At 68.2% G+C, this 18,741-nt stretch carries 15 protein-coding genes; 2 read left to right on the top strand and 13 right to left on the bottom strand.

The window, feature by feature from the left end; genetic code table 11:
- Window positions 1-127 precede the first annotated feature (127 nt).
- Together ASH02_RS04825 and ASH02_RS04820 are read right to left on the bottom strand one after the other, a co-directional pair.
- A complete protein-coding gene (locus ASH02_RS04825; protein WP_156393515.1) occupies window positions 128-1,114 on the bottom strand; it encodes a tRNA (adenine-N1)-methyltransferase in 987 nt (328 codons plus the stop codon).
- 10 nt (window positions 1,115-1,124) lie between these two features.
- A complete protein-coding gene (locus tag ASH02_RS04820; RefSeq protein WP_235532512.1) occupies window positions 1,125-2,285 on the bottom strand; it encodes a site-2 protease family protein in 1,161 nt (386 codons plus the stop codon).
- Between the two features lie 107 nt (window positions 2,286-2,392).
- Here ASH02_RS04820 and ASH02_RS04815 point away from each other — a divergent pair, with 107 nt between their 5' ends.
- The gene (locus ASH02_RS04815; protein ID WP_056678189.1) at window positions 2,393-3,268 is read left to right on the top strand and encodes a RecB family exonuclease; all 876 of its coding nucleotides are present in this window, start codon (window positions 2,393-2,395) and stop codon (window positions 3,266-3,268) included.
- 134 nt (window positions 3,269-3,402) lie between these two features.
- On the opposite strand, the gene ASH02_RS04810 is transcribed toward ASH02_RS04815, so the two are convergent.
- From ASH02_RS04810 to metH, 8 genes are all read right to left on the bottom strand, one after another.
- Complete coding sequence (locus ASH02_RS04810; protein ID WP_056678186.1) at window positions 3,403-4,704, bottom strand: ABC transporter ATP-binding protein; 1,302 nt, start codon at window positions 4,702-4,704, stop codon at window positions 3,403-3,405.
- Window positions 4,688-5,758, bottom strand: a complete 1,071-nt coding sequence (locus ASH02_RS04805) for an ABC transporter ATP-binding protein (protein WP_056678184.1) — start codon at window positions 5,756-5,758, stop codon at window positions 4,688-4,690. The genes ASH02_RS04810 and ASH02_RS04805 overlap by 17 nt, the downstream gene beginning before the upstream one ends.
- Entirely contained in the window at window positions 5,755-6,687 is a 933-nt protein-coding gene (locus ASH02_RS04800) for an ABC transporter permease (protein WP_056678182.1), read from the bottom strand. Before ASH02_RS04800 ends, ASH02_RS04805 begins: the two co-directional genes overlap by 4 nt.
- Window positions 6,687-7,706 carry an ABC transporter permease gene (locus ASH02_RS04795; protein WP_056678178.1) on the bottom strand — a complete coding sequence of 340 codons (1,020 nt, stop codon included), beginning with the start codon at window positions 7,704-7,706 and terminating at the stop codon, window positions 6,687-6,689. The genes ASH02_RS04800 and ASH02_RS04795 overlap by 1 nt, the downstream gene beginning before the upstream one ends.
- Before the next feature lie 75 nt (window positions 7,707-7,781).
- On the bottom strand, window positions 7,782-9,434 hold the full coding sequence (locus tag ASH02_RS04790) for an ABC transporter substrate-binding protein (RefSeq protein ID WP_056891126.1): 1,653 nt from the start codon (window positions 9,432-9,434) through the stop codon (window positions 7,782-7,784).
- A 161-nt stretch (window positions 9,435-9,595) separates the two neighbouring features.
- Window positions 9,596-10,225, bottom strand: coding sequence for an HAD family hydrolase (locus ASH02_RS04785; RefSeq protein ID WP_268788523.1), 630 nt, complete (start codon window positions 10,223-10,225; stop codon window positions 9,596-9,598).
- A gap of 146 nt (window positions 10,226-10,371) precedes the next feature.
- Window positions 10,372-11,310, bottom strand: a complete 939-nt coding sequence (locus ASH02_RS04780; protein ID WP_057294373.1) for an alcohol dehydrogenase catalytic domain-containing protein — start codon at window positions 11,308-11,310, stop codon at window positions 10,372-10,374.
- Between the two features lie 95 nt (window positions 11,311-11,405).
- On the bottom strand, window positions 11,406-15,125 hold the full coding sequence (gene metH, locus ASH02_RS04775) for a methionine synthase (protein WP_200959076.1): 3,720 nt from the start codon (window positions 15,123-15,125) through the stop codon (window positions 11,406-11,408).
- 158 nt (window positions 15,126-15,283) lie between these two features.
- On the opposite strand from metH, the gene ASH02_RS04770 reads away from it, so the two are divergent.
- Window positions 15,284-16,129, top strand: coding sequence for a PAC2 family protein (locus tag ASH02_RS04770; RefSeq protein WP_056679393.1), 846 nt, complete (start codon window positions 15,284-15,286; stop codon window positions 16,127-16,129).
- A gap of 6 nt (window positions 16,130-16,135) precedes the next feature.
- Here the strand turns inward: ASH02_RS04770 and mshC are convergent, their stop codons facing one another.
- From mshC to ASH02_RS04755, 3 genes are read right to left on the bottom strand one after another with little or no spacing between them, the layout of a single operon-like run.
- Window positions 16,136-17,362, bottom strand: a complete 1,227-nt coding sequence (mshC, locus tag ASH02_RS04765; RefSeq protein WP_057294372.1) for a cysteine--1-D-myo-inosityl 2-amino-2-deoxy-alpha-D-glucopyranoside ligase — start codon at window positions 17,360-17,362, stop codon at window positions 16,136-16,138.
- A gap of 23 nt (window positions 17,363-17,385) precedes the next feature.
- Complete coding sequence (locus ASH02_RS04760) at window positions 17,386-18,156, bottom strand: SCO1664 family protein (RefSeq protein WP_235538986.1); 771 nt, start codon at window positions 18,154-18,156, stop codon at window positions 17,386-17,388.
- Window positions 18,153-18,731 carry a DUF3090 domain-containing protein gene (locus ASH02_RS04755; protein ID WP_056678166.1) on the bottom strand — a complete coding sequence of 193 codons (579 nt, stop codon included), beginning with the start codon at window positions 18,729-18,731 and terminating at the stop codon, window positions 18,153-18,155. Before ASH02_RS04755 ends, ASH02_RS04760 begins: the two co-directional genes overlap by 4 nt.
- Window positions 18,732-18,741 lie beyond the last annotated feature (10 nt).

Genomic DNA, 18,741 nt, shown 5'->3' with positions numbered 1-18,741 from the left:
GACCTTACCCATCAGGAGGAGGAAGCAAAGCAAATCGGCGCGCGGTTCGGAAACGATTTGCTACGTGAGACGTCACGAGCGTGTGAACAGGCCATTCTGGCGTCGGTTCACGCCATTTCCGCGTCGATCAGTCGTCGAAGGACTCCTCGAACACCTGCGGAGGCAGGTCGGCCGGCCGGGGGCCGTTGTAGTCCACCCCGTAGGCACCCGGAGCGGGTCGGCGCTTCTTGCGCGGCGCGGTCTGGCCGGGCGCCATCCGGCGTGCCGTGACGAGGAAGGCGGTGTGCCCGATCATCTTGTGCCCGGGGCGTACGGCGAGTCCCTCGACGTGCCAGTCGCGCACCAGTGACTCCCACGGCTGGGGATCGGTGAACCCGCCGTGCGCGCGCACCGTCTCGACGTAGCGCGACAGCTGCGTCGTGGTGGCGACGTACGCGACGACGATCCCGCCGGGCGCCAGCGCGTCAGCCACCGCGTCCACGCACTCCCACGGTGCGAGCATGTCGAGGATGATCCGGTCGACCTTCTCGCCGAGCCCCGGCAGCTCTTCCTGGAGGTCGCCGAGCCGCAGGTTCCAGGCCGGGTGGGTCTCGCCGTCGGGGGCGGAGAAGAACTGGTTCACGTTGCGCCGAGCCACGTCGGCGAACTCCTCGCGCCGCTCGAACGACGTCACCCGACCCCACGGTCCGACGGCGCGGAGCAGCGAGCAGGTCAGCGCACCCGAGCCCACACCGGCCTCCACGACCCGGGCACCCGGGAAGATGTCGGCCATCGCCACGATCTGGGCGGCGTCCTTGGGGTAGACCACCGCGGCCCCACGCGGCATCGAGACCACGAACTCGGAGAGCAACGGGCGGAACACGAGGTACTCACCGCCCGCCGACGACGGCACGGTGAAGCCTTCGTCGCGCCCGATCAGCTCGTCGTGCTCGATGTGGCCACGGTTGCTGAAGAAGCGCTTGCCGGGCGTGAGCTCGAAGTTGTGGCGCCGGCCCTTCTGGTCGGTCAACCGCACCCACTCCCCCGCACGCAGGGGTCCACGGTGCACGCCGGACCACGCCTCGAGGGGTACGTCGGGCAGGTCGGTCGGTTCGGGCAGGTCCACGTCAGGCATGGGCGGAACCCTACTGGTGACGCTCGCTGAACGCCCTGTCGACGTCGGCGGTCGCGAGGACGCCGTAGATCGCCCCGTCGTCCTCGACGAGGAGGTACTCGTGGGCGGGCATGCGGGTGATCGCCTTGATGAGGTCCTCACCGACGATCGAGACGGGCAGGGTCAGACCCTCCTCGATGCTGCGTGAGATGGTCGAGACGGCCATCCACGGACGCCGTTCCTCAGGCGTGGCCAGCAGGGCGGACTCGTTGACGATGCCGGTCGCGGCGCCCGCGGTCGAGACCGTCACGATGCTGCCGGCCCCGGCCTCCTGCGCGCGTCGTACGGCCTCGGAGACGGGCGTGTCCTCAGGAACGGTGAGGGTACGGCGGGCCAGTCGGCGGGCCACGATCGACGGCAGCCGCCGGCGCAGCCGGGCGCTCTGCATCGATGCGGTCGCTCCGGTCCACAGGAAGATCGCGACCACGAAGGAGAGCAGGTAGTCGACGATTCGCGGCTCGACGCCGAGGACCGACCGCATGAACAGGGGCCAGGCCAAGGCGGCGACGGCGACGATGCGCCCGCCCCAACCGGCGGCGATGGTGCCCTTGTGGATGTTGCCACTGACTCCCCAGACCGCGGACTTCAGCACGCGTCCGCCGTCGAGCGGGAGCCCCGGGATCAGGTTCATCACTCCCACGATCAGGTTCGCGCCGGCCAGCACCTCGACCGCCGTCCGCAGGAGCCCGTCCGGGATGACGAGCAGCAGCGGTAGGGCAGCCAGGCCGACGGCGATGGAGGTGAGCGGGCCCACCACGGCGATCCAGAACTCCTCGCGCGGTCGGCGCGCCTCTCCCTCGATCATCGTCGCGCCGCCCAGGAAGTGGAGGGTGATCGACGAGACGGGGTGGCCGTAGTGCTGCGCCATCAGTGCGTGCGAGGCTTCGTGGAGGAGCACCGACAGGTAGAGCACGACGGCGAACGCGAAGCCGGCGACGTACTTCCATCCCCCGAGGCCCGGCTCGACCTGCTCGATCCGGGGTGCCATCAGCACCGCGATCAGGGCGGCGATGAAGAACCACGAGGTGGTGATGAGTACGTCGACCCCGGCGATCTGTCCGACCCGGAGCGTGCCGGGAGGCCGAGGCGGTCGGGACGGCACGTCGGCGTGTCGCGGGTCTGGGTCAGGCACATGTCGAGGCTATCGGACGCGCCCTCGCCGACACTGACGCGGCGGTGTCGGTGTCGCTGTCGGTGCCGTCGCCTAGTGTTGCCGCGCACCTTCAGGAAGGGGCCCAGATGACCCAGTCACCCGCAGAGAGGCACTCCACACCGGTCGACGGTGTCGAGGTGCTCGGGGCCCTCTCGCCGAGCCGCGCCGGTGATTTCATGACCTGTCCCCTGCTCTACCGCTACCGCACGATCGACAGGTTCCCCGAGGAGCCGTCACCCGACGCGATCCGCGGGACACTGGTGCACAAGGTGCTCGAGGACCTCTTCGACCTGCCCGCCCCCGAACGCACGCCACCGCGGGCCCAGGAGATGGTCGGTCCCGCGTGGGACGCGTTGCTGGAGGCCGAGCCCGCAGTCGCCGAGCTGTTCACCGCACCCGAGGGCGAGGAGGCGCTGGACCTGCAGGCCTGGCTGACCACCTGCCGCACCGTCCTCGACAAGTACTTCGAGCTCGAGGACCCGACCCGCCTCGAGCCCGCCGAGCGTGAGCTCTATGTCGAGACACTGCTCGACTCCAAGCTGCTGCTCCGGGGCTTCATCGACCGCATCGACATCGCCCCCAGCGGCGCGATCCGACTGGTGGACTACAAGTCTGGCCGAGCTCCTGGCGAGATGTTCGAGGCCAAGGCGCTGTTCCAGATGAAGTTCTACGCACTGGTCATCTGGCGCACCCGCGGGGTCGTCCCGGCGATGCTGCAGCTGATCTATCTCGGCAACGGTGAGATCCTCCGCTACTCCCCCGACGAGGCCGACCTACGGGCCACGGAGCGCAAGGTGGAGTCGATCTGGCAGGCGATCCGGCGCGCCGAGCTCAGTGGCGACTGGCGGCCGCACCGCAGCAAGCTGTGCGGCTGGTGCAGCTACCAGGACAAGTGCCCCGAGTTCGGCGGCGAGATCCCTGCTCTGCCGCTTGCGGAGCAAGCTGCAGAGCATCAGAGTTGACCCGTCGCCAGTTTCCGGAGGAGCGAAGCGGGGGAGAAAACTGGCGACGGGTCAACTCTCCCACGTGCGGCGCTGACTGAACTGGCGACAGGTCAACCAGAACTCACGACAGGTCAACCAGAACTGGCGACAGGTCAGCTTTCCCGGGGGTAGAGCACGCACGCCACCTCGGCACCGCCGGCCGGCCGCAGGGCCGGGTCCTCGGCCTCGTGGAAGACGATCTCGACGCCGTCCGGTGTCGCGGACATCGAGTCGACGCCCTTCCACATGGGCTCGTCGGGATTCTCGCTCCTGATCCCCTCCAGCAGGGCGAGCGCCTCGCCGGCGTTGCCCTTGCCCAGGGTGACGCGTTGCGAGGGTGAGTCCAGGGCGTCCAGCTTCCCGAGCAGCTTGCGCTCCTTGGCGTACGCCGTCGCGTCGCCCTTGCGCACCCAGTGCTCCTCGAGGGCCACCTTGAGGTCGCGGGACTCCCACCCGCAGGTGGCGACGGCCACCGGACAGCGCGGGTGGAACGAGCAGCCGAGCGGCGGCTGGGCGGCGTCCGGGATCTCACCACGGGGCAGGTCACGGGGCACCGCGAGCTCGGGGTCGGGCTCGGGGATCGCCTTGAGCAGCGCCTTGGTGTAGGGGTGACGCGGGTTGGCGAAGATCTCCTCGGTCGTGCCGATCTCGACGATGCGGCCGAGGTACATGATCGCGATGCGGTCACAGAAGAACTTCGCGCTGGCCAGGTCGTGGGTGATGTAGACGTAGGTCAGCCCAAGGTCGTCCTTGAGGTCGATCATCAGCTGGAGGATCTTGGCGCGCACGCTCATGTCGAGCATCGACACCGGCTCGTCGGCGACCAGCACCTGCGGTTCCATGATGATCGAACGGGCGATCACCGCGCGCTGCTTCTGGCCGCCCGAGAGGTCGGAGGGGTACTTGCTCATGAACTGCTCGGCCGGGCTGAGCCCCACGCGCTCGAGGGTGTCGGCCACCTTCTTGCGCAGCTCCTCCCCCTTCGCACCCTCGTGGATGACCAGGGGGTGCCCGACAGCGGTCTCGATGGTCATGGTCGGGTTCAACGCCGCGTGCGGGTCCTGGAAGACCATCTGCACGTCGGTGCGCAGGTGACGGAGCTCGGCCTTGCCCATGTGGGAGACGCGTCGGGTGCCGCGCGCGACGTCCTGGTAGGTGATCACGCCGTCGGTGGCCGGTGCCATGCCGAGCAGGGCCCGACCCAGGGTGGTCTTGCCGCTTCCCGACTCGCCGACCAGACCGATGACCTCGCCCTTGTGCAGGGTGAAGTCGACACCGTCGACCGCCTTGACTGTCTTGGTGCCCCACCCGAACAGGCGACCGAGCACACCACCGCCCAGCTGGAAGTGCACGGAGAGGTCGTCGACGTCCATGATCTGGTCGCCGACCTGGAGGGGTTCAGGCTTCGTCTGCAACGGAGATCTCCTCGCGGATCAGGGGTGCCCGGTCGGCGTCGGTCAGCCCGTGGTTGGTGCCGGCCGTGATCTCGGCGTCCCAGCACTGGGTGGTGGTCCCGTCGGGCGTGGTCAGCACGCGGGGCTCGCGCTCTGCGCAGACCGCCATCGCCAAGGGGCAGCGGGGGTGGAACTTGCAGCCCGACGGCGGATCGATCAGGTTCGGCGGAGCACCGGGGATGAACTCCAGGCCGGTGGTGCGCAACGAGATCGTCGAACGCAGCAGCTCGCGCGTGTAGGGATGCTTGGGACGCGAGAAGACCTCGCTGGCATCACCGATCTCCACGATCTCGCCGGCGTACATCACCGCCACCCGGTCGCAGGCCTCGGCGACGATGCCGAGGTTGTGGGTGATCAGCAGCAGCGAGGTGTCGAACTCGCGACGCAGGTCGTGGAGGATGCGGATGATCTGCGCCTCGACGAGGACGTCGAGGGCAGTGGTCGGCTCGTCGGCGACCACGAAGGCCGGCTTGAGCACCAGGGCCAGGGCGATCATCAGACGCTGCCGCATGCCGCCCGAGAACTCGTGCGGATAGGCCGTGTAGCGGGTCGGCGGAATGCCCATCATCCGCAGCACCTCGAGCGAGCGCCGTTCGACCTCCTTCTTCGAGATGCGCTTCTCGTGCGTCTTGAGCGTCTCCTCGAAGTGCTCCGAGATGCGCATCAACGGATTCAGCCGGGTCAGCGGCTCCTGGAAGATCATGCCGAGGTCCTTGCCGCGCATCTTGTGCAGCTTGCGCTTCTTCAGACCCACGATGTCCTTGCCCTGGAACAGCAGCTCGCCGTCCATCTTGGCGCCCTCGGGCAGCAGGCCGATGAGCCCGCGTCCGAGGGTGGACTTGCCGCAGCCGGACTCGCCGACGAGGCCGAGGATCTCGCCCTTGCGGAGCGTGAAGTTCACCCCGTCGACCGCACGCACCGGGCCCGCGGCCGCGCCGTACCAGACCCTCAGGTTGCGGGCCTCGAGGACGTTGTCGGTGGTCGGTGCGGCCGCTGGCCGCGTCGACGCGCTCATTTCGCGATCTCCTTCGGAGTGTGGGGCGGCATGACCACCTTGGTGATCCGGCGCTTGCGCAGGCTCGGGTTGATGGTCTCGTTGAGCCCCTCGCCGAGCAGGGTGAGGCCGGTGATCAGCAGCACGATGGCGATGCCCGGGAAGAAGCTCTGCCACCACATGCCCGAGGTGGCCTCGTCCATGGCTCGCTGCAGGTCGTAGCCCCACTCGGCAGCCTCGCCCGGCTCGATGCCGTAGCCGAGGAAGCCGAGTCCGGCCAGGGTGCCGATCGCGTCGGCCGCGTTGAGGGTGGCGATGACCGGGACCGACTGGATGACGTTGCCGAAGAGGTACTTGCTCATGATCGTGCGGTCCTTCGCGCCGATCGCGCGCGCCGCTTCGACGTACGTCGCCTCGCGTGCCGAGACCGTCGTGTTGCGTACGACGCGGAAGTACTGCGGAATGTAGATCACCGTCAGGCTCAGTGCCGCCGGCATGATGCCGCCGCCCAGCTTGTCCTGGAGCAGGAACGAGAAGATCAGGGCCAGCAGCAGCGACGGGAACGAGTACATCGCGTCCATGACGAAGACCAGCAGGCGGTCGACCCAGCCACCGAGGTAGCCGGAGACGAGTCCGAGCGGGACACCGATCAGCAGCGAGAACAGCAGGGAGAACAGCACCACCTGGACGGCCGTGCGGGCACCCCAGATGGTGCGACTGAAGATGTCGTTGTAGGCGTCGTTGGTGCCGAACCAGTGCGTGCCGGAGGGCGCCTGGTTGTCGGCGATCTCCTTGCCGTTCATCATCGAGTCGTTGAACCCGGTGGGCGCGACCAAGGGAGCGAACACGGCCAGGAACAGGAAGATCGCGGTCATCATCAGGCCGACGATGAGCAGCCAGCGGGCCATGCCGGTGGTGTTGCGGAACGGACTCGTGAGGCGGGTGAGCATCAGTACCTCACTCTCGGGTCGATGATGGCGTTGATGATGTCCACGAGCAGGCTGACCAGCACGACCATGATCGCGATGAAGGTCACGATGCCCTGGATGGCGCCGTAGTCACGCTGGCCCATGAACTTGATCAGCTCGTTGCCGATTCCCGGCCAGCCGAACGTGGTCTCGGTCAGGACTGCGCCGGAGAGCGTGAGGGCCACCTGCAGGCCGATCACCGTGATGACCGGCACCAGGGCGTTGCGGAACGCGTGGTGGCGCACGACCTTGCTCTCGGCGATGCCGCGGGCCCGGGCGGCCTCGACGTAGTCGCCCTTCAGCGTCTGCAGCACGTTGACCCGCACCAGCCTGATGAACACACCCGAGAGCAGCAGCCCCAGGGTGAAGCAGGGCAGGGCGTGGTGGATGAGGACGTCGACCACGGCCACCAGGTTGCCGTCGAGGATCGAGTCGAACAGCAGCACGTGGGTGACCGTGGGCACTTCTCGCAGCGTGCTGGGGTTCGCGATCTGGCTGGTCGGCCAACCGGTCGGCGCGACCACGAGGATCAGCATCATGCCCATCCAGAAGACGGGGGCGGCGTAGGTGAAGATGCCGAAGATGCGGATGAAGACGTCGAAGGCCGAGTCACGCATGCGCCCGGCGAGCAGCCCGAGCGGGATGCCGATGAGGAGCGCGATGGCGAACGCCCCGATGGACAGCGTCAGGGTGGCGCCGCCCTTGTCGATGATGACGTCCAGGACGTCCTTGTTCCCCCGGAAGGTGTGCCCGAAGTCGAAGCGGAGCAGCGAGCCGAAGTAGTCGAGATACTGCTTCCAGAGGGGCTCGTTGAGGCCGAGCTTCTCGCGCCGGGCCTCCTTGTCCTCCTCGGTGATCTTGTCACCGAAGGCCGCGGAGATCGGGTCTCCGGGCACCACCCGGAGGAGGAAGAAGACCATCGTGGTCAGGAACCAGATCATCGGCAACATCAACAGCAGCCGTTGAACTATGTATCGGGGCAGGGAACCGCCGGCGGTCATGGACCTACTTTCTGTTTGCTGTGACGCACCGACGGGGAGGACACCGGCGTTGCGGTGTCCTCCCCGTCAGGCGTGTTACTCGCTGGCGCTGGGGCTCTCGGACGCTTCGGAGCTCTCGTCGCCCGGTGCCTTCACCATCCACAGTCGGAAGATGTAGGTCGGGTCGAGCGTCTCCTTCACGCCGGTGACTCCCTTCTTGGCAACGGCGACGTTCTTGCCGTTCCAGCTCGGGATCAGCGGGACGTCTTCAGCCGTGACGTCCTGGAGCTGCCCGATGATGTCGTCACGCGCACCCTCGTCGGTCTCCGCGAGCTCCTGCGACAGGAGGTCGTTGACCTCGTCGCTCTGGTAGTTGTTCGCGAAGAACCCACCGTCACGCAGGAACGGCGTGAGGTAGTTGTCGGCGTCCAGGATGTCGGGGTACCAACCGAGGATGAACAGGTCGTACGCGTTCTGCTTGTAGAGGGTCTGGTACTCCTCCCACGGGTCCGACTGCAGGGTGACGTCGAACAGGCCGTCGGCCTCCAGCTGCTTCTCCAGCTCCTGGGCCTCGTCGACCGTGTTCGGACCGTAGTGGTCGGGGTTCCAGCCCACGGTGATCTTGACCGGGGTCTTCACGCCGGCCTCGTCGAGGATCGTCTTGGCGGCCGCGGGGTCCGGGTCGCCGTACTTCTCCTCGAAGGAGTCCTTCTGGCCACCGAAGCCGGGCGGCACGATGGAGTACGCCGGCTCCACGGTGCCGTCGTAGGCACGCTCGGAGATGCGGTCGCGGTCGATGATCTGGGCCGCGGCCTGGCGGACGGCCTGGTCCTTGCCGACCTTGGTGCCGAACTGCCAGACCCAGTAGCGGAACTCGGAGCCGCTGCCGGTGATCACGTCGACCTTGTCGTTGGAGCCGAGGTCGGTGAGCTCCTGCGGGCTGAGCGTGCGCCAGGCGACGTCGACCTTGTCGTTCTCGATCGCGGTCTTGAGGTTCGCCGAGGTGCCGTAGCTGGTGATGTAGATGGTCTTCGAGGCCGGCGCCTTGGTGCCCTCGTAGCTCTTGTTGGCCGCGAGGACCGTGAGCTCGTCCTTCTTGTAGGTGTCGAGCGTGTAGGGGCCGGAGCCGATCACCTTGTCGTCGGCGAGCTTCTCGTCGGCCGGGAAGGTCTCCTCGTCGACGATCGACGTGGTGGCCGTGGTGAGCACCTTCAGGAAGGTGGAGTCCGCAGCGTTGAGGTGGAAGACCACCGTCTGGTCGTCGGGCGTCTCAATGGCACCGTCGGCAAGGCCGGGGTTCTTGGCATCGCCGTTGGAGATCGAACCGAGCAGGACCGAGGAGCCGTTGGGGTCGGCGATCTCGACGTTGCGCTTCATCGAGAACAGCACGTCGGACGAGGTGAGCTCGTTGCCATTGGAGAACTTCAGGCCCTCCTTGAGCTTGCACTCGACGGTCTTCGGGTCCTTGGCCTCGCAGTGGGCTGCGTCGTCCTCGGGCTGGTCGCCGTTCGGGGGAATCGACATCAGCTGCTGGAAGATGGAGTACTGCATGTTCCACGAACCGAAGTCGTAGGAGCCGGCCGGGTCCATCGCGGTGACCACCTCGGTGGTGCCCAGGCGCAGTTCACCCTCTGCAGGCTTGTTCTCGATCGACTTCTCGGCGGCGTCCTTGACGGCCCCGCAGGCCGACATGGACGCGGCAAGCAGCGCCGCTGATGCCAGCGAGATCAGTTTGGTCTTGCGGTTCAAAGTGTCACCTCTGGTGGTCGGACACCCGGCGACGTACCGGGGTCGATGCCCGGCAACCTACTCTGATCGTTGTGACCGGCGCCACCGTGGCCCGGGCGTGAAAGGGTCGCAATCCCGCAACGATTTCGTGACGGCCCGCATCCGGGCGGAGATCTTGCGGCTCAGCGCAGGTGGCGCAGGTCCTCGGCACGCATGCCGGCCAGCGAATTCCGGAAGATGCGCCGCTCCCCCTCGAGCACCGGCACGTGGTTCGGTACGACGAGCACGGTGCACCCGGCCGCCACGGCGGAGCGGACCCCGGTGTTGGAATCCTCGATCGCCAGGACCTCACCGGGCTCGACCCCGAGCAGCGCCGCACCCTTCAGATAGGGCTCCGGGTGCGGCTTGCCCCGCGAGACCGTGTCGCCGGTGACCACGACGTCGAACGTGTCCGGCGGCAGGGCAGCCAGGATCGGGGCCACGAACCGGCGGTAGCTCATCGTCACCAGCCCGCAGGGCACACCCTCGGCCCTCAGGTCGGCGAGCAACTCCACGGCACCCGGGCACCACGGCACCTGCTGCTCGACCGCGGCCACCACGCCGTCGAGGAGCTCCTCGACGATCTGTGAGGGCTCGACGTCGATCCCCATGTGCTCACGGATGTAGCGCCCGGACTCGATCAGGTCGTTGCCGACCAGGCTCAGGGCGTGCTCGTCGCTCCACGTGCCGCCGTACTTCGCGGCGAGCTCGTATTCGGTCGAGATCCAGTACGGCTCGGTGTCGACCAGGGTGCCGTCCATGTCCCAGAGCACTGCCGCCGGCCGCCACACATCGCCATCGAGGGGGTGACCTGCCGGTTCGGACGACGATGCGGTGTTCAGGATCCCTCCAAGGCGCTGCGTGCAACGTTGCGACGGCCCACCCTAGGGCGAAGGGAGCTCGGGTCCAACCACGAAGCTCAGTCGCGGACCGCGACCAGGCGTCCCTGGTTCGCCTCGCCCCGCCGGAAGCGGTCGATGGAGTCGCCGATGCTCTCGAAGCTGACGAGCTCGACCTCTGAGCTCACGGTGCCTGCGGCCAACAGGTCGAGCACCTCGACCAGTTCCTCGTGGGTGCCACCGAGGGAGCCGAGGAGGTCGACCTGCTTGCCGACGATCGCAGTGGTCGAGATGTCAGCACGCTGGACACCGACACCGACCTGGACCACTGTGCCGCGGTCGCCGACGGTCACGAGCGCGTCGTCGGTCGTGGTCCCGAAGCCCGCGTAGTCGACGATCACTTCGAGGTCCCGGTCGGCGAACTCGCGGATGCTCTCGGCGACACCGACCGCGCCGAGGCCGGCCAGCCGGTCCCAGATGGTCCGGTTCGTCTCGGCGACGTACACCTCGGCACCGAGGGCATGCGCGAACTGGAGCGCGAGGCTGCCGAGACCTCCGGCGCCGATGATTCCCAGTCTCGTGCCGGCCCTGACACCCCCGCGCCTGAGGGAGTGGTACGACGTCACACCCGCGTCCGTCGCCGGGGCTGCCTGCTCCCACGGGATGCCGTCAGGCAGGGCGATGACCTGGTGGTCGCGGGCCCTGACCTGCTCGGCGAAGCCACCATCGATGCCGGTGCCGGGCCCCGAGACGCTGGCAGGGATGACGACCTTCTGGCCGACCTGGAAACCGGTGACGTCGCTGCCCACCTCGGAGATGACGCCGGCGATCTCGTGGCCGAGGGTGATCGGCATGGCACCCAGCGCGTGGGTCAGGGATCCGTCGAGGTACCCGACATCGGTGTGACAGATGCCAGCCGCCCTCACGTCGACGATGATGTCGCTCGGGCCGGCTTCGGGCTCTGGCACGTCGACGAGCCGCAGTGGCTCATGGGCAGCGAAGAGGCGCCACGCCTTCATCGCCGTTCACCCCGGTCCTTGTTCACCGCGCCAACGTAGGCGCCGATTCCGGCTGCGCTCCCTCCCGATCTCGGTGATCAGGACGGCGAGGCTGCTCAGTCCTCGGGCTCGTAGGCCAGGTTCGAGGAGAGCCAGCGCTCGGCCTCGGCCTGGGTCCACCCCTTGCGCCTGGCGTAGTCGAGGACCTGGTCGCGCTGGAGCCGGCCGACCACGAAGTACTGCGCCTGCGGGTGCGAGAAGTACCACCCTGACACGGCGGCTCCGGGCCACATGGCCATGCTCTCGGTCAGCTCGATGCCGGTGTTGGCGGTGACGTCGAGGAGCTCCCACAGCGTCTGCTTCTCGGTGTGCTCGGGGCAGGCCGGGTAGCCCGGTGCGGGGCGGATGCCGTGGTACTTCTCGGCGATGAGGTCCTCGTTGGAGAGGGTCTCCCCCGCGTCGTGCCCCCAGAACTCGGTGCGCACGCGCTGGTGCAGGCGCTCGGCGAACGCCTCGGCGAGCCGGTCGGCCAGGGCCTCCAGCATGATCGCCGAGTAGTCGTCGAGGTCTTCCTTGAACTTCATGATGCGCTCGGTGGAACCGAGGCCGGCGGTGACCGCGAACGCGCCGACGTGGTCGGCCAGTCCGGTCTCCTTGGGAGCCACGTAGTCGCCGAGCGACCGGTTGGGCACGCCGGCGCGGTGTTCGCCCTGCTGGCGCAGGTTGCGCAGCACGGCTTGTACGTCGGCGCGGGTGTCATCGGCGTACACCTCGATGTCGTCACCGACAGCGTTGGCCGGGAAGAGCCCGAACACCGCGTTGGCGGTGAGCCAGCGCTCCTCGATGACCTGGTCGAGCATCTTCTGGGCGTCGTCGTAGAGCTTGCGCGCCTCTTCGCCTGTGCTGGGGCTGTTGAGGATGTCGGGGAACTTGCCCTTCATCTCCCAGGCGTTGAAGAACGGCTGCCAGTCGATGTAGTCGCGCAGCTCGCCGAGGTCGTACTCGGAGAGCACGTGGATGCCGGGCTCGTTCGGGAGAGGCGGCACGTAGCCGTCCCACTCGATCGGCGTGCGGTTCGCGCGCGCCTTCTCGAGAGACACCGTCGGACGCTCCTGCTTGGCCGCGTGGCGGGTGCGCAGGGCGTCGTAGTCGTCCTTGATGTCGGCCATCAGCTTGGGGCGCTGGGCGTCGCTCAACAGCGCTGCTGCGGTCGGCACCGACCGTGAGGCGTCCTTGACCCAGACCACCGGGCCGTCGTACTGCCGGTCGACCTTCACCGCGGTGTGCGCGCGGGAGGTGGTGGCGCCGCCGATCAACAACGGGATGGTGAACTCCTGCCGCTTCATCTCCGCCGCCACGTTGACCATCTCGTCGAGCGAGGGCGTGATCAGGCCGGAGAGCCCGATGATGTCGGCGTTGACCTCACGGGCCTTGTCGAGGATCTTCTGGGCAGGAACCATCACGCCCATGTCGATGACCTCGTAGTTGTTGCACTGGAGAACCACACCGACGATGTTCTTGCCGATGTCGTGCACGTCGCCCTTCACGGTCGCCATCACGATGGTGCCGTTGGTGCGGTCGACGTCGCCGGGCTGCTTCTCGGCCTCGATGAACGGGATCAGGTAGGCGACGGCCTTCTTCATCACGCGGGCGCTCTTGACCACCTGGGGCAGGAACATCTTGCCGGCCCCGAACAGGTCGCCGACCACGTTCATCCCGGCCATCAACGGGCCCTCGATGACCTCGATCGGGCGGCCGCCACGCTCGGAGATCAGGGCACGGAGCTCTTCGGTGTCTTCCTCGACGAACGCGTCGAGGCCCTTCACCAGGGCGTGGGTGATGCGCTCGTCGACGGGCAGCTCGCGCCACTCCTCGGTCTTGGCCTCGGCGGCCTCGCCGTTGCCCTTGTGGGCCTCGGCGATCTCGAGCAGCCGCTCGGCGGCGTCGGGCCGCCGGTTGAGCACGACGTCCTCGATGCGCTCACGCAGCTCGACGTCGATCTCGTCGTAGACCACCAGGGCGCCAGCATTGACGATGCCCATGCTCAGGCCGGCCCTGATCGCGTGGTACAGGAAGACCGCGTGGATCGCCTCGCGTACCGGGTTGTTGCCGCGGAACGAGAACGACGCGTTCGAGATGCCGCCGGAGATCTGGGCGCCGGGCAGGTTCTGCTTGATCCAGCGGGTGGCCTCGATGAAGTCGACGCCGTAGTTGGCGTGCTCCTCGATTCCGGTCGCGAGCGCGAAGCAGTTCGGGTCGAAGATGATGTCCTCGGCCGGGAACCCGACCTCTTCGACCAGGATCTTGTAGGCGCGGCCACAGATCTCGATGCGTCGCTCGAGGTTGTCGGCCTGGCCGTCCTCGTCGAAGGCCATCACGACCACGGCGGCGCCGTACTTGCGGCACAACCGGGCCTCGGCGCGGAACTTCTCCTCGCCCTCCTTCATGGAGATCGAGTTGACGATCGGCTTGCCCTGCACGCACTTGAGGCCGGCCTCGATGACCTCCCACTTGGAGGAGTCGATCATGATCGGCACCCGGCTGATGTCGGGCTCGGTGGCGACCAGCTTGAGGAAGCGGTCCATCGCGGCGACGCCGTCGATCATGCCCTCGTCCATGTTGACGTCGATGACCTGCGCGCCGTTCTCGACCTGCTGCGCAGCGACCGCGAGGGCGGCGTCGTAGTTGCCGTCCTTGATCAGGTTGCGGAAGCGGGCCGACCCGGTGATGTTGGTGCGCTCGCCGACGTTGACGAACAGCGAGCTCTCGTCGATCGTCAGCGGCTCGAGACCGGACAGGCGCATGGCGGAGGCCACCTCGACCTGCGCGCGGACCGGCTTGTCGGCCACGGCGCCGGCGATCGCGGCGATGTGGTCGGGGGTGGTGCCACAGCAACCGCCGACCAGGTTCACGAGTCCGCTCGCGGCGAACTCCTCGATCACCGCTGCGGTCTCGTCGGGAGACTCGTCGTACTCACCGAAGGCGTTGGGGAGCCCGGCGTTGGGGTAGCAGGAGACGAAGGTGTCGGCGAGACGGCTCATCTCGGCGATGTAGGGGCGCATCTCCTTGGCCCCGAGCGCGCAGTTGAGGCCGACGGCCAGGGGCTGCGCGTGGCGCACGGAGTTCCAGAACGCCTCGGTCACCTGACCGGACAGCGTGCGGCCGGAGGCGTCGGTGATGGTGCCGGAGATGATCATCGGCCAGCGGCGACCGTGCTCCTCGAACACGGTCTCGACCGCGAAGATCGCCGCCTTCGCGTTGAGGGTGTCGAAGATCGTCTCGATGAAGATCAGGTCCGCGCCGCCGTCGAGCAGCCCGCGGGTCGCATCGCGGTACGCCGCGACGAGCTGGTCGTAGCTGACGTTGCGGGCACCCGGGTCGTTGACGTCGGGCGAGATGGACGCCGTACGCGTGGTCGGGCCGAGGGCTCCGGCGACGTAGCGCGGCTTGTCGGGGGTGGCCACGTCGTCGCAGATCTGACGGGCCAGGCGTGCGGCCTCGAAGTTCAGCTCGTAGGCAAGGTCTTCCATGCCGTAGTCGCCCAGAGAGACGGCGTTCGCGTTGAACGAGTTGGTCTCGAGGATGTCGGCGCCGGCCTCGAGATACTCACGGTGGATCGCCGCGATGATGTCGGGCTGGGTCAGCGTGAGGAGGTCGTTGTTGCCCTGGAGGTCGATGTGCCAGTCGGCGAACCGCTCACCGCGGTAGCCGGCCTCGTCGGGTCGGTCGCGTTGGATCGCCGTGCCCATGGCCCCGTCGATGACGAGGATGCGCTCGCCAAGGGCCCGCGTGAGTTCCGCGGTCGCGTCTGGACGAAGGGCTGGGGACTCCGACACGAAGTTCCTCTCCGAGGTTGGGGACCTCTTCAGGGTAGGCAGGCCGTCCACGTTCCGGACGGGTTTCCCGCATGCTGACACCAATCCCCGTCAACGAACGAATCGCTGCCGGGTCACGTGTGTCGCACCCGTCACAGTGCCTCAACTACGCTGGCCTGATGATCGAGATGGACGAAGTGCCCGAGCTGGTGGACCCCGTCGTCATCGCGGCCTTCGAGGGCTGGAACGACGCCGCCGACGCGGCCTCGTCCGTCGTCGACCACCTCATCGAGGTGTGGGACGCCCGGGTGGTCGCGTCGGTCGACCCCGAGGACTTCTACGACTTCCAGATGAACCGCCCGGTCGTGGGCACCGACGCCCGCGGGCACAGGTCGCTGACCTGGCCGAGCACGACCGTCTCGATCGCGTCTCCCCCCGGTCTCGACCGCGACGTGATCCTGATCCGCGGCATCGAGCCCAACATGCGGTGGCGCCAGTTCTGTGCCGAGCTGCTGGCCGCCTGCGACGAGCTCGGCGGCCAGATGGTGGTCACGCTCGGCGCCCTGCTGGCCGACACGCCGCACACCCGCCCGATTCCCGTGACCGGTACGGCGACCGAGCCCGACCTCGTCGATCGCCTTGACATCGAGCAGTCGACGTACGAAGGCCCGACCGGCATCGTCGGCGTCTTCCAGGACGCGTGCGTGCTCCTCGACATCCCTGCGGTCTCCTACTGGGCGGCGGTGCCGCACTACGTGGCCCAGCCGCCGTGCCCGAAGGCGACCCTTGCCCTGATCGGGCAGATCGAGGACCTGCTCGGCACCGGCATCCCGTTGCTCGACCTGCCCGAGGAGGCTCGGGCCTGGGAACGCGGGGTCGACGAGCTCGCCGAGGAGGAGGAAGAGATCGCCGACTACGTCCGCGCGCTCGAGGAGACCCGCGACACCGCTGACCTGCCCGAGGCCTCGGGTGAGGCGATCGCCCGCGAGTTCGAGCGCTATCTCAAACGCCGCAACACCGACTAGGTCCCGTCAGAGCGCGAGGCCGAGGGAGGCGTCGAGGAGGGCGCGGATCGTCTCGGCGGCGTTCGGGTCGGTCGTGTCACCGCCTGCAGTGGTTGTGAACCACGTGTCGACCGCGGCCAGGGCCGTGGGGGCGTCGAGGTCGTTCGCCAGCGCCGCGAGCACGGCCTCGACGACCGGCTGCGCGGGAGCTCCGGCGCCGGCAGTGATCGTGTCGCGCCACGACGCCAGGGTGTCGACCGAGCTCCAGAGCTGCTCGTCGGTCCACTCCCAGTCGGAGCGGTAGTGCTGGCGGAGCAGGGTCAGCCGGATCGCCATCGGGTCGACCTCGCTCATCCGCAACGCGGACACGAAGACGAGGTTGCCCTTGGACTTCGACATCTTCTCGCCGTCGTAGGCCACCATGCCGGCGTGGGCGTAGGCCTTGGCAAACGCGTCGCCGCGTTCGGCGACCTGCACCTCGCCCGCCGACATCTCGTGGTGCGGGAAGATCAGGTCGCTGCCGCCGCCCTGGACATCGAAGCCGGTGCCGAGGTGCTTGAGGGCGATCGCGGCGCACTCGATGTGCCAGCCGGGGCGGCCGGGGCCGAACGGGCTGTCCCAGGCGGGTTCGCCGTCGCGCTCGCCGCGCCACACGACGCAGTCGAGGGGGTCCTTCTTGCCTTCGCGCTCGGGGTCGCCGCCACGTTCGCCGAAGATCGCCAGCATCTGGTCTCGGTCCCAACCCGAGACGTCGCCGAACGCCGGGTCGGAGGTCACGGAGAAGTAGAGGTCGGTGTCGACGGTGTAGACCGAGCCGGTGGCGCGCAGCTTCTCGACCAGGTCGATCACCAACGGGATCGACTCCACGGCACCGATGTAGTCGCGGGGCGGGAGCACCCGCAGTGCTTCCATGTCGTCACGGAACAACTGGGTCTCGCGCAGGGCGAGCTCTTCCCAGGCGACGCCGACCTTGGTGGCCCGCTCGAGCAGCGGGTCGTCGACGTCGGTCACGTTCTGCACGTAGTGCACGTCGTGGCCGGCCGCCCGCCACGCCCGGTTGAGCAGGTCGAAGGCAACGTACGTCGCGGCGTGGCCCATGTGCGTGGCGTCGTACGGCGTGATGCCGCAGACGTAGAGACGCGCGACGTCGGCCGGAGTGGTGGCGACCGGGCCACCGGAACTCGTGTCATGGATCGAGACCTGCGGGCCCCGAACGGGGAGGGAAGGAACCTGCGGGGCTGACCACGTCTGCATGGCGGCAGCCTAACCAACGACCTCTAGAACGCGGGCCACGGGATGGCCGGCCACTCCCCCGACGGCTCCGGCATCACGCCCGTCTCCAGCAGTGTGTGGCACCGCGCGACGAACGCGGCCAGCTCACGCGGGGTGACCAGGTCGCCCAGCCGCTTGTGCAGGTCGTCGTCGGCGGCCACCCGGCGTACGGCGTCTGCCTCGTCGTCGGTGAGCGGCGTGCCGAGCCAGCCCCAGAGCACGCTGCGCAGCTTGTTCTCGACGTGGAAGGAGACTCCGTGGTCGACGCCGTAGCGGTGGCCGTCGGTCATCGCGAGCACGTGACCGCCCTTGCGGTCGCCGTTGTTGACCAGCACGTCGAAGACGGCCATCCGGCGCAGGGCCGGGGAGTCCTCATGGACCAGGGCGACCGGTTCGTCCTCGGGACCGACGGCGTCGAACACGTGGAGGTACCCCTCCGGCAGCTCTCCCTCGGGCACCACGTCGACGGGTGCCTGGTCGGGGTCGGGCTCGGCCCAGGCCTGCACCATGCCGGGTCCGTGCGGGCCGTCGCGGAGCACGGTCGTCGGGACGACGTTCCAGTCGAGGGCCTGCGAGACGGCGTACGCGGCCACCTCGCGTTGCGCCAAGGTGCCGTCCGGGAAGTCCCACAGGGGCCGCTCGCCGGCGACCGGCTTGTAGACCACCTGGGTGCCGTCGACGATGCCGATGAAGGTGGCGTTGGAGGCAGGCATCACCCGGCCCAACAGCTCCAGGTCGCCGGTGGAGATCGCCGCCGGCGGGACCGGCTCGCTCACGGATTCCTTCTGCGGAACCCGTTGGCCCTCACGCACAGGTGGCCGTCGGGGTCGATCGGGCCACCGCAGAACGGGCAGTCCGGCCGGCCGGCCTCGATCACCTGGGCGGCGCGCTTGACGAACGCCCGGGCGGCTCCGGCCGTGATGCGCACGAGGAAGACCTCTTCGGGCTCCGGCTCGGTGAAGTCCTCGTCGACCTGCTCGGGGCTGACCACGGCCGCCTCGTTGAACGGGAACACCTCGATCACGATGCGTTCGACGTCGCTCTCCCACGAGAGCGTCATGGTGCCGGCCCGGAACTCCTCCTCGATGGGCTGGTCGAGCGGTGCGGAGTCGTCGAGGTCGAGCGGCGCGACCGCCGGGATGACGTTCTGCGTCGTGGCGTTGGCCATCAGCTCGTCGAGCAGGTCGTCGATGCGGTCTGCGAGCACCGCCACCTGCTGCTTCTCCAGCGACACGCTGACGAGCTTGGCCCCGCGCCGGGCCTGGAGGAAGAACGTGCGGTCACCCGGCTCACCGACGGTGCCGGCGACGAACCGGTCGGGCGGGTCGAATTCGTGGATCACGGGAGCCATGGCGCCAACC

The sequence above is a fragment of the Nocardioides sp. Soil796 genome, from assembly GCF_001429525.1.
In the GTDB taxonomy this organism is placed as follows: domain Bacteria; phylum Actinomycetota; class Actinomycetes; order Propionibacteriales; family Nocardioidaceae; genus Nocardioides.
This window is presented reverse-complemented; position numbering and strand designations above follow the sequence as displayed.

Excerpts from the sequence above, each read along its gene's own strand:
- ASH02_RS04825 (WP_156393515.1), bottom strand. The coding sequence starts at position 1,114 with ATGCCTGACGTGGACCTGCCCGAACCGACCGACCTGCCCGACGTACCC.
- ASH02_RS04815 (WP_056678189.1), top strand. The coding sequence starts at position 2,393 with ATGACCCAGTCACCCGCAGAGAGGCACTCCACACCGGTCGACGGTGTC.
- ASH02_RS04805 (WP_056678184.1), bottom strand. The coding sequence starts at position 5,758 with ATGAGCGCGTCGACGCGGCCAGCGGCCGCACCGACCACCGACAACGTC.
- ASH02_RS04800 (WP_056678182.1), bottom strand. The coding sequence starts at position 6,687 with ATGCTCACCCGCCTCACGAGTCCGTTCCGCAACACCACCGGCATGGCC.
- ASH02_RS04795 (WP_056678178.1), bottom strand. The coding sequence starts at position 7,706 with ATGACCGCCGGCGGTTCCCTGCCCCGATACATAGTTCAACGGCTGCTG.
- ASH02_RS04780 (WP_057294373.1), bottom strand. The coding sequence starts at position 11,310 with ATGAAGGCGTGGCGCCTCTTCGCTGCCCATGAGCCACTGCGGCTCGTC.
- ASH02_RS04770 (WP_056679393.1), top strand. The coding sequence starts at position 15,284 with ATGATCGAGATGGACGAAGTGCCCGAGCTGGTGGACCCCGTCGTCATC.
- mshC (WP_057294372.1), bottom strand. The coding sequence starts at position 17,362 with ATGCAGACGTGGTCAGCCCCGCAGGTTCCTTCCCTCCCCGTTCGGGGC.
- ASH02_RS04755 (WP_056678166.1), bottom strand. The coding sequence starts at position 18,731 with ATGGCTCCCGTGATCCACGAATTCGACCCGCCCGACCGGTTCGTCGCC.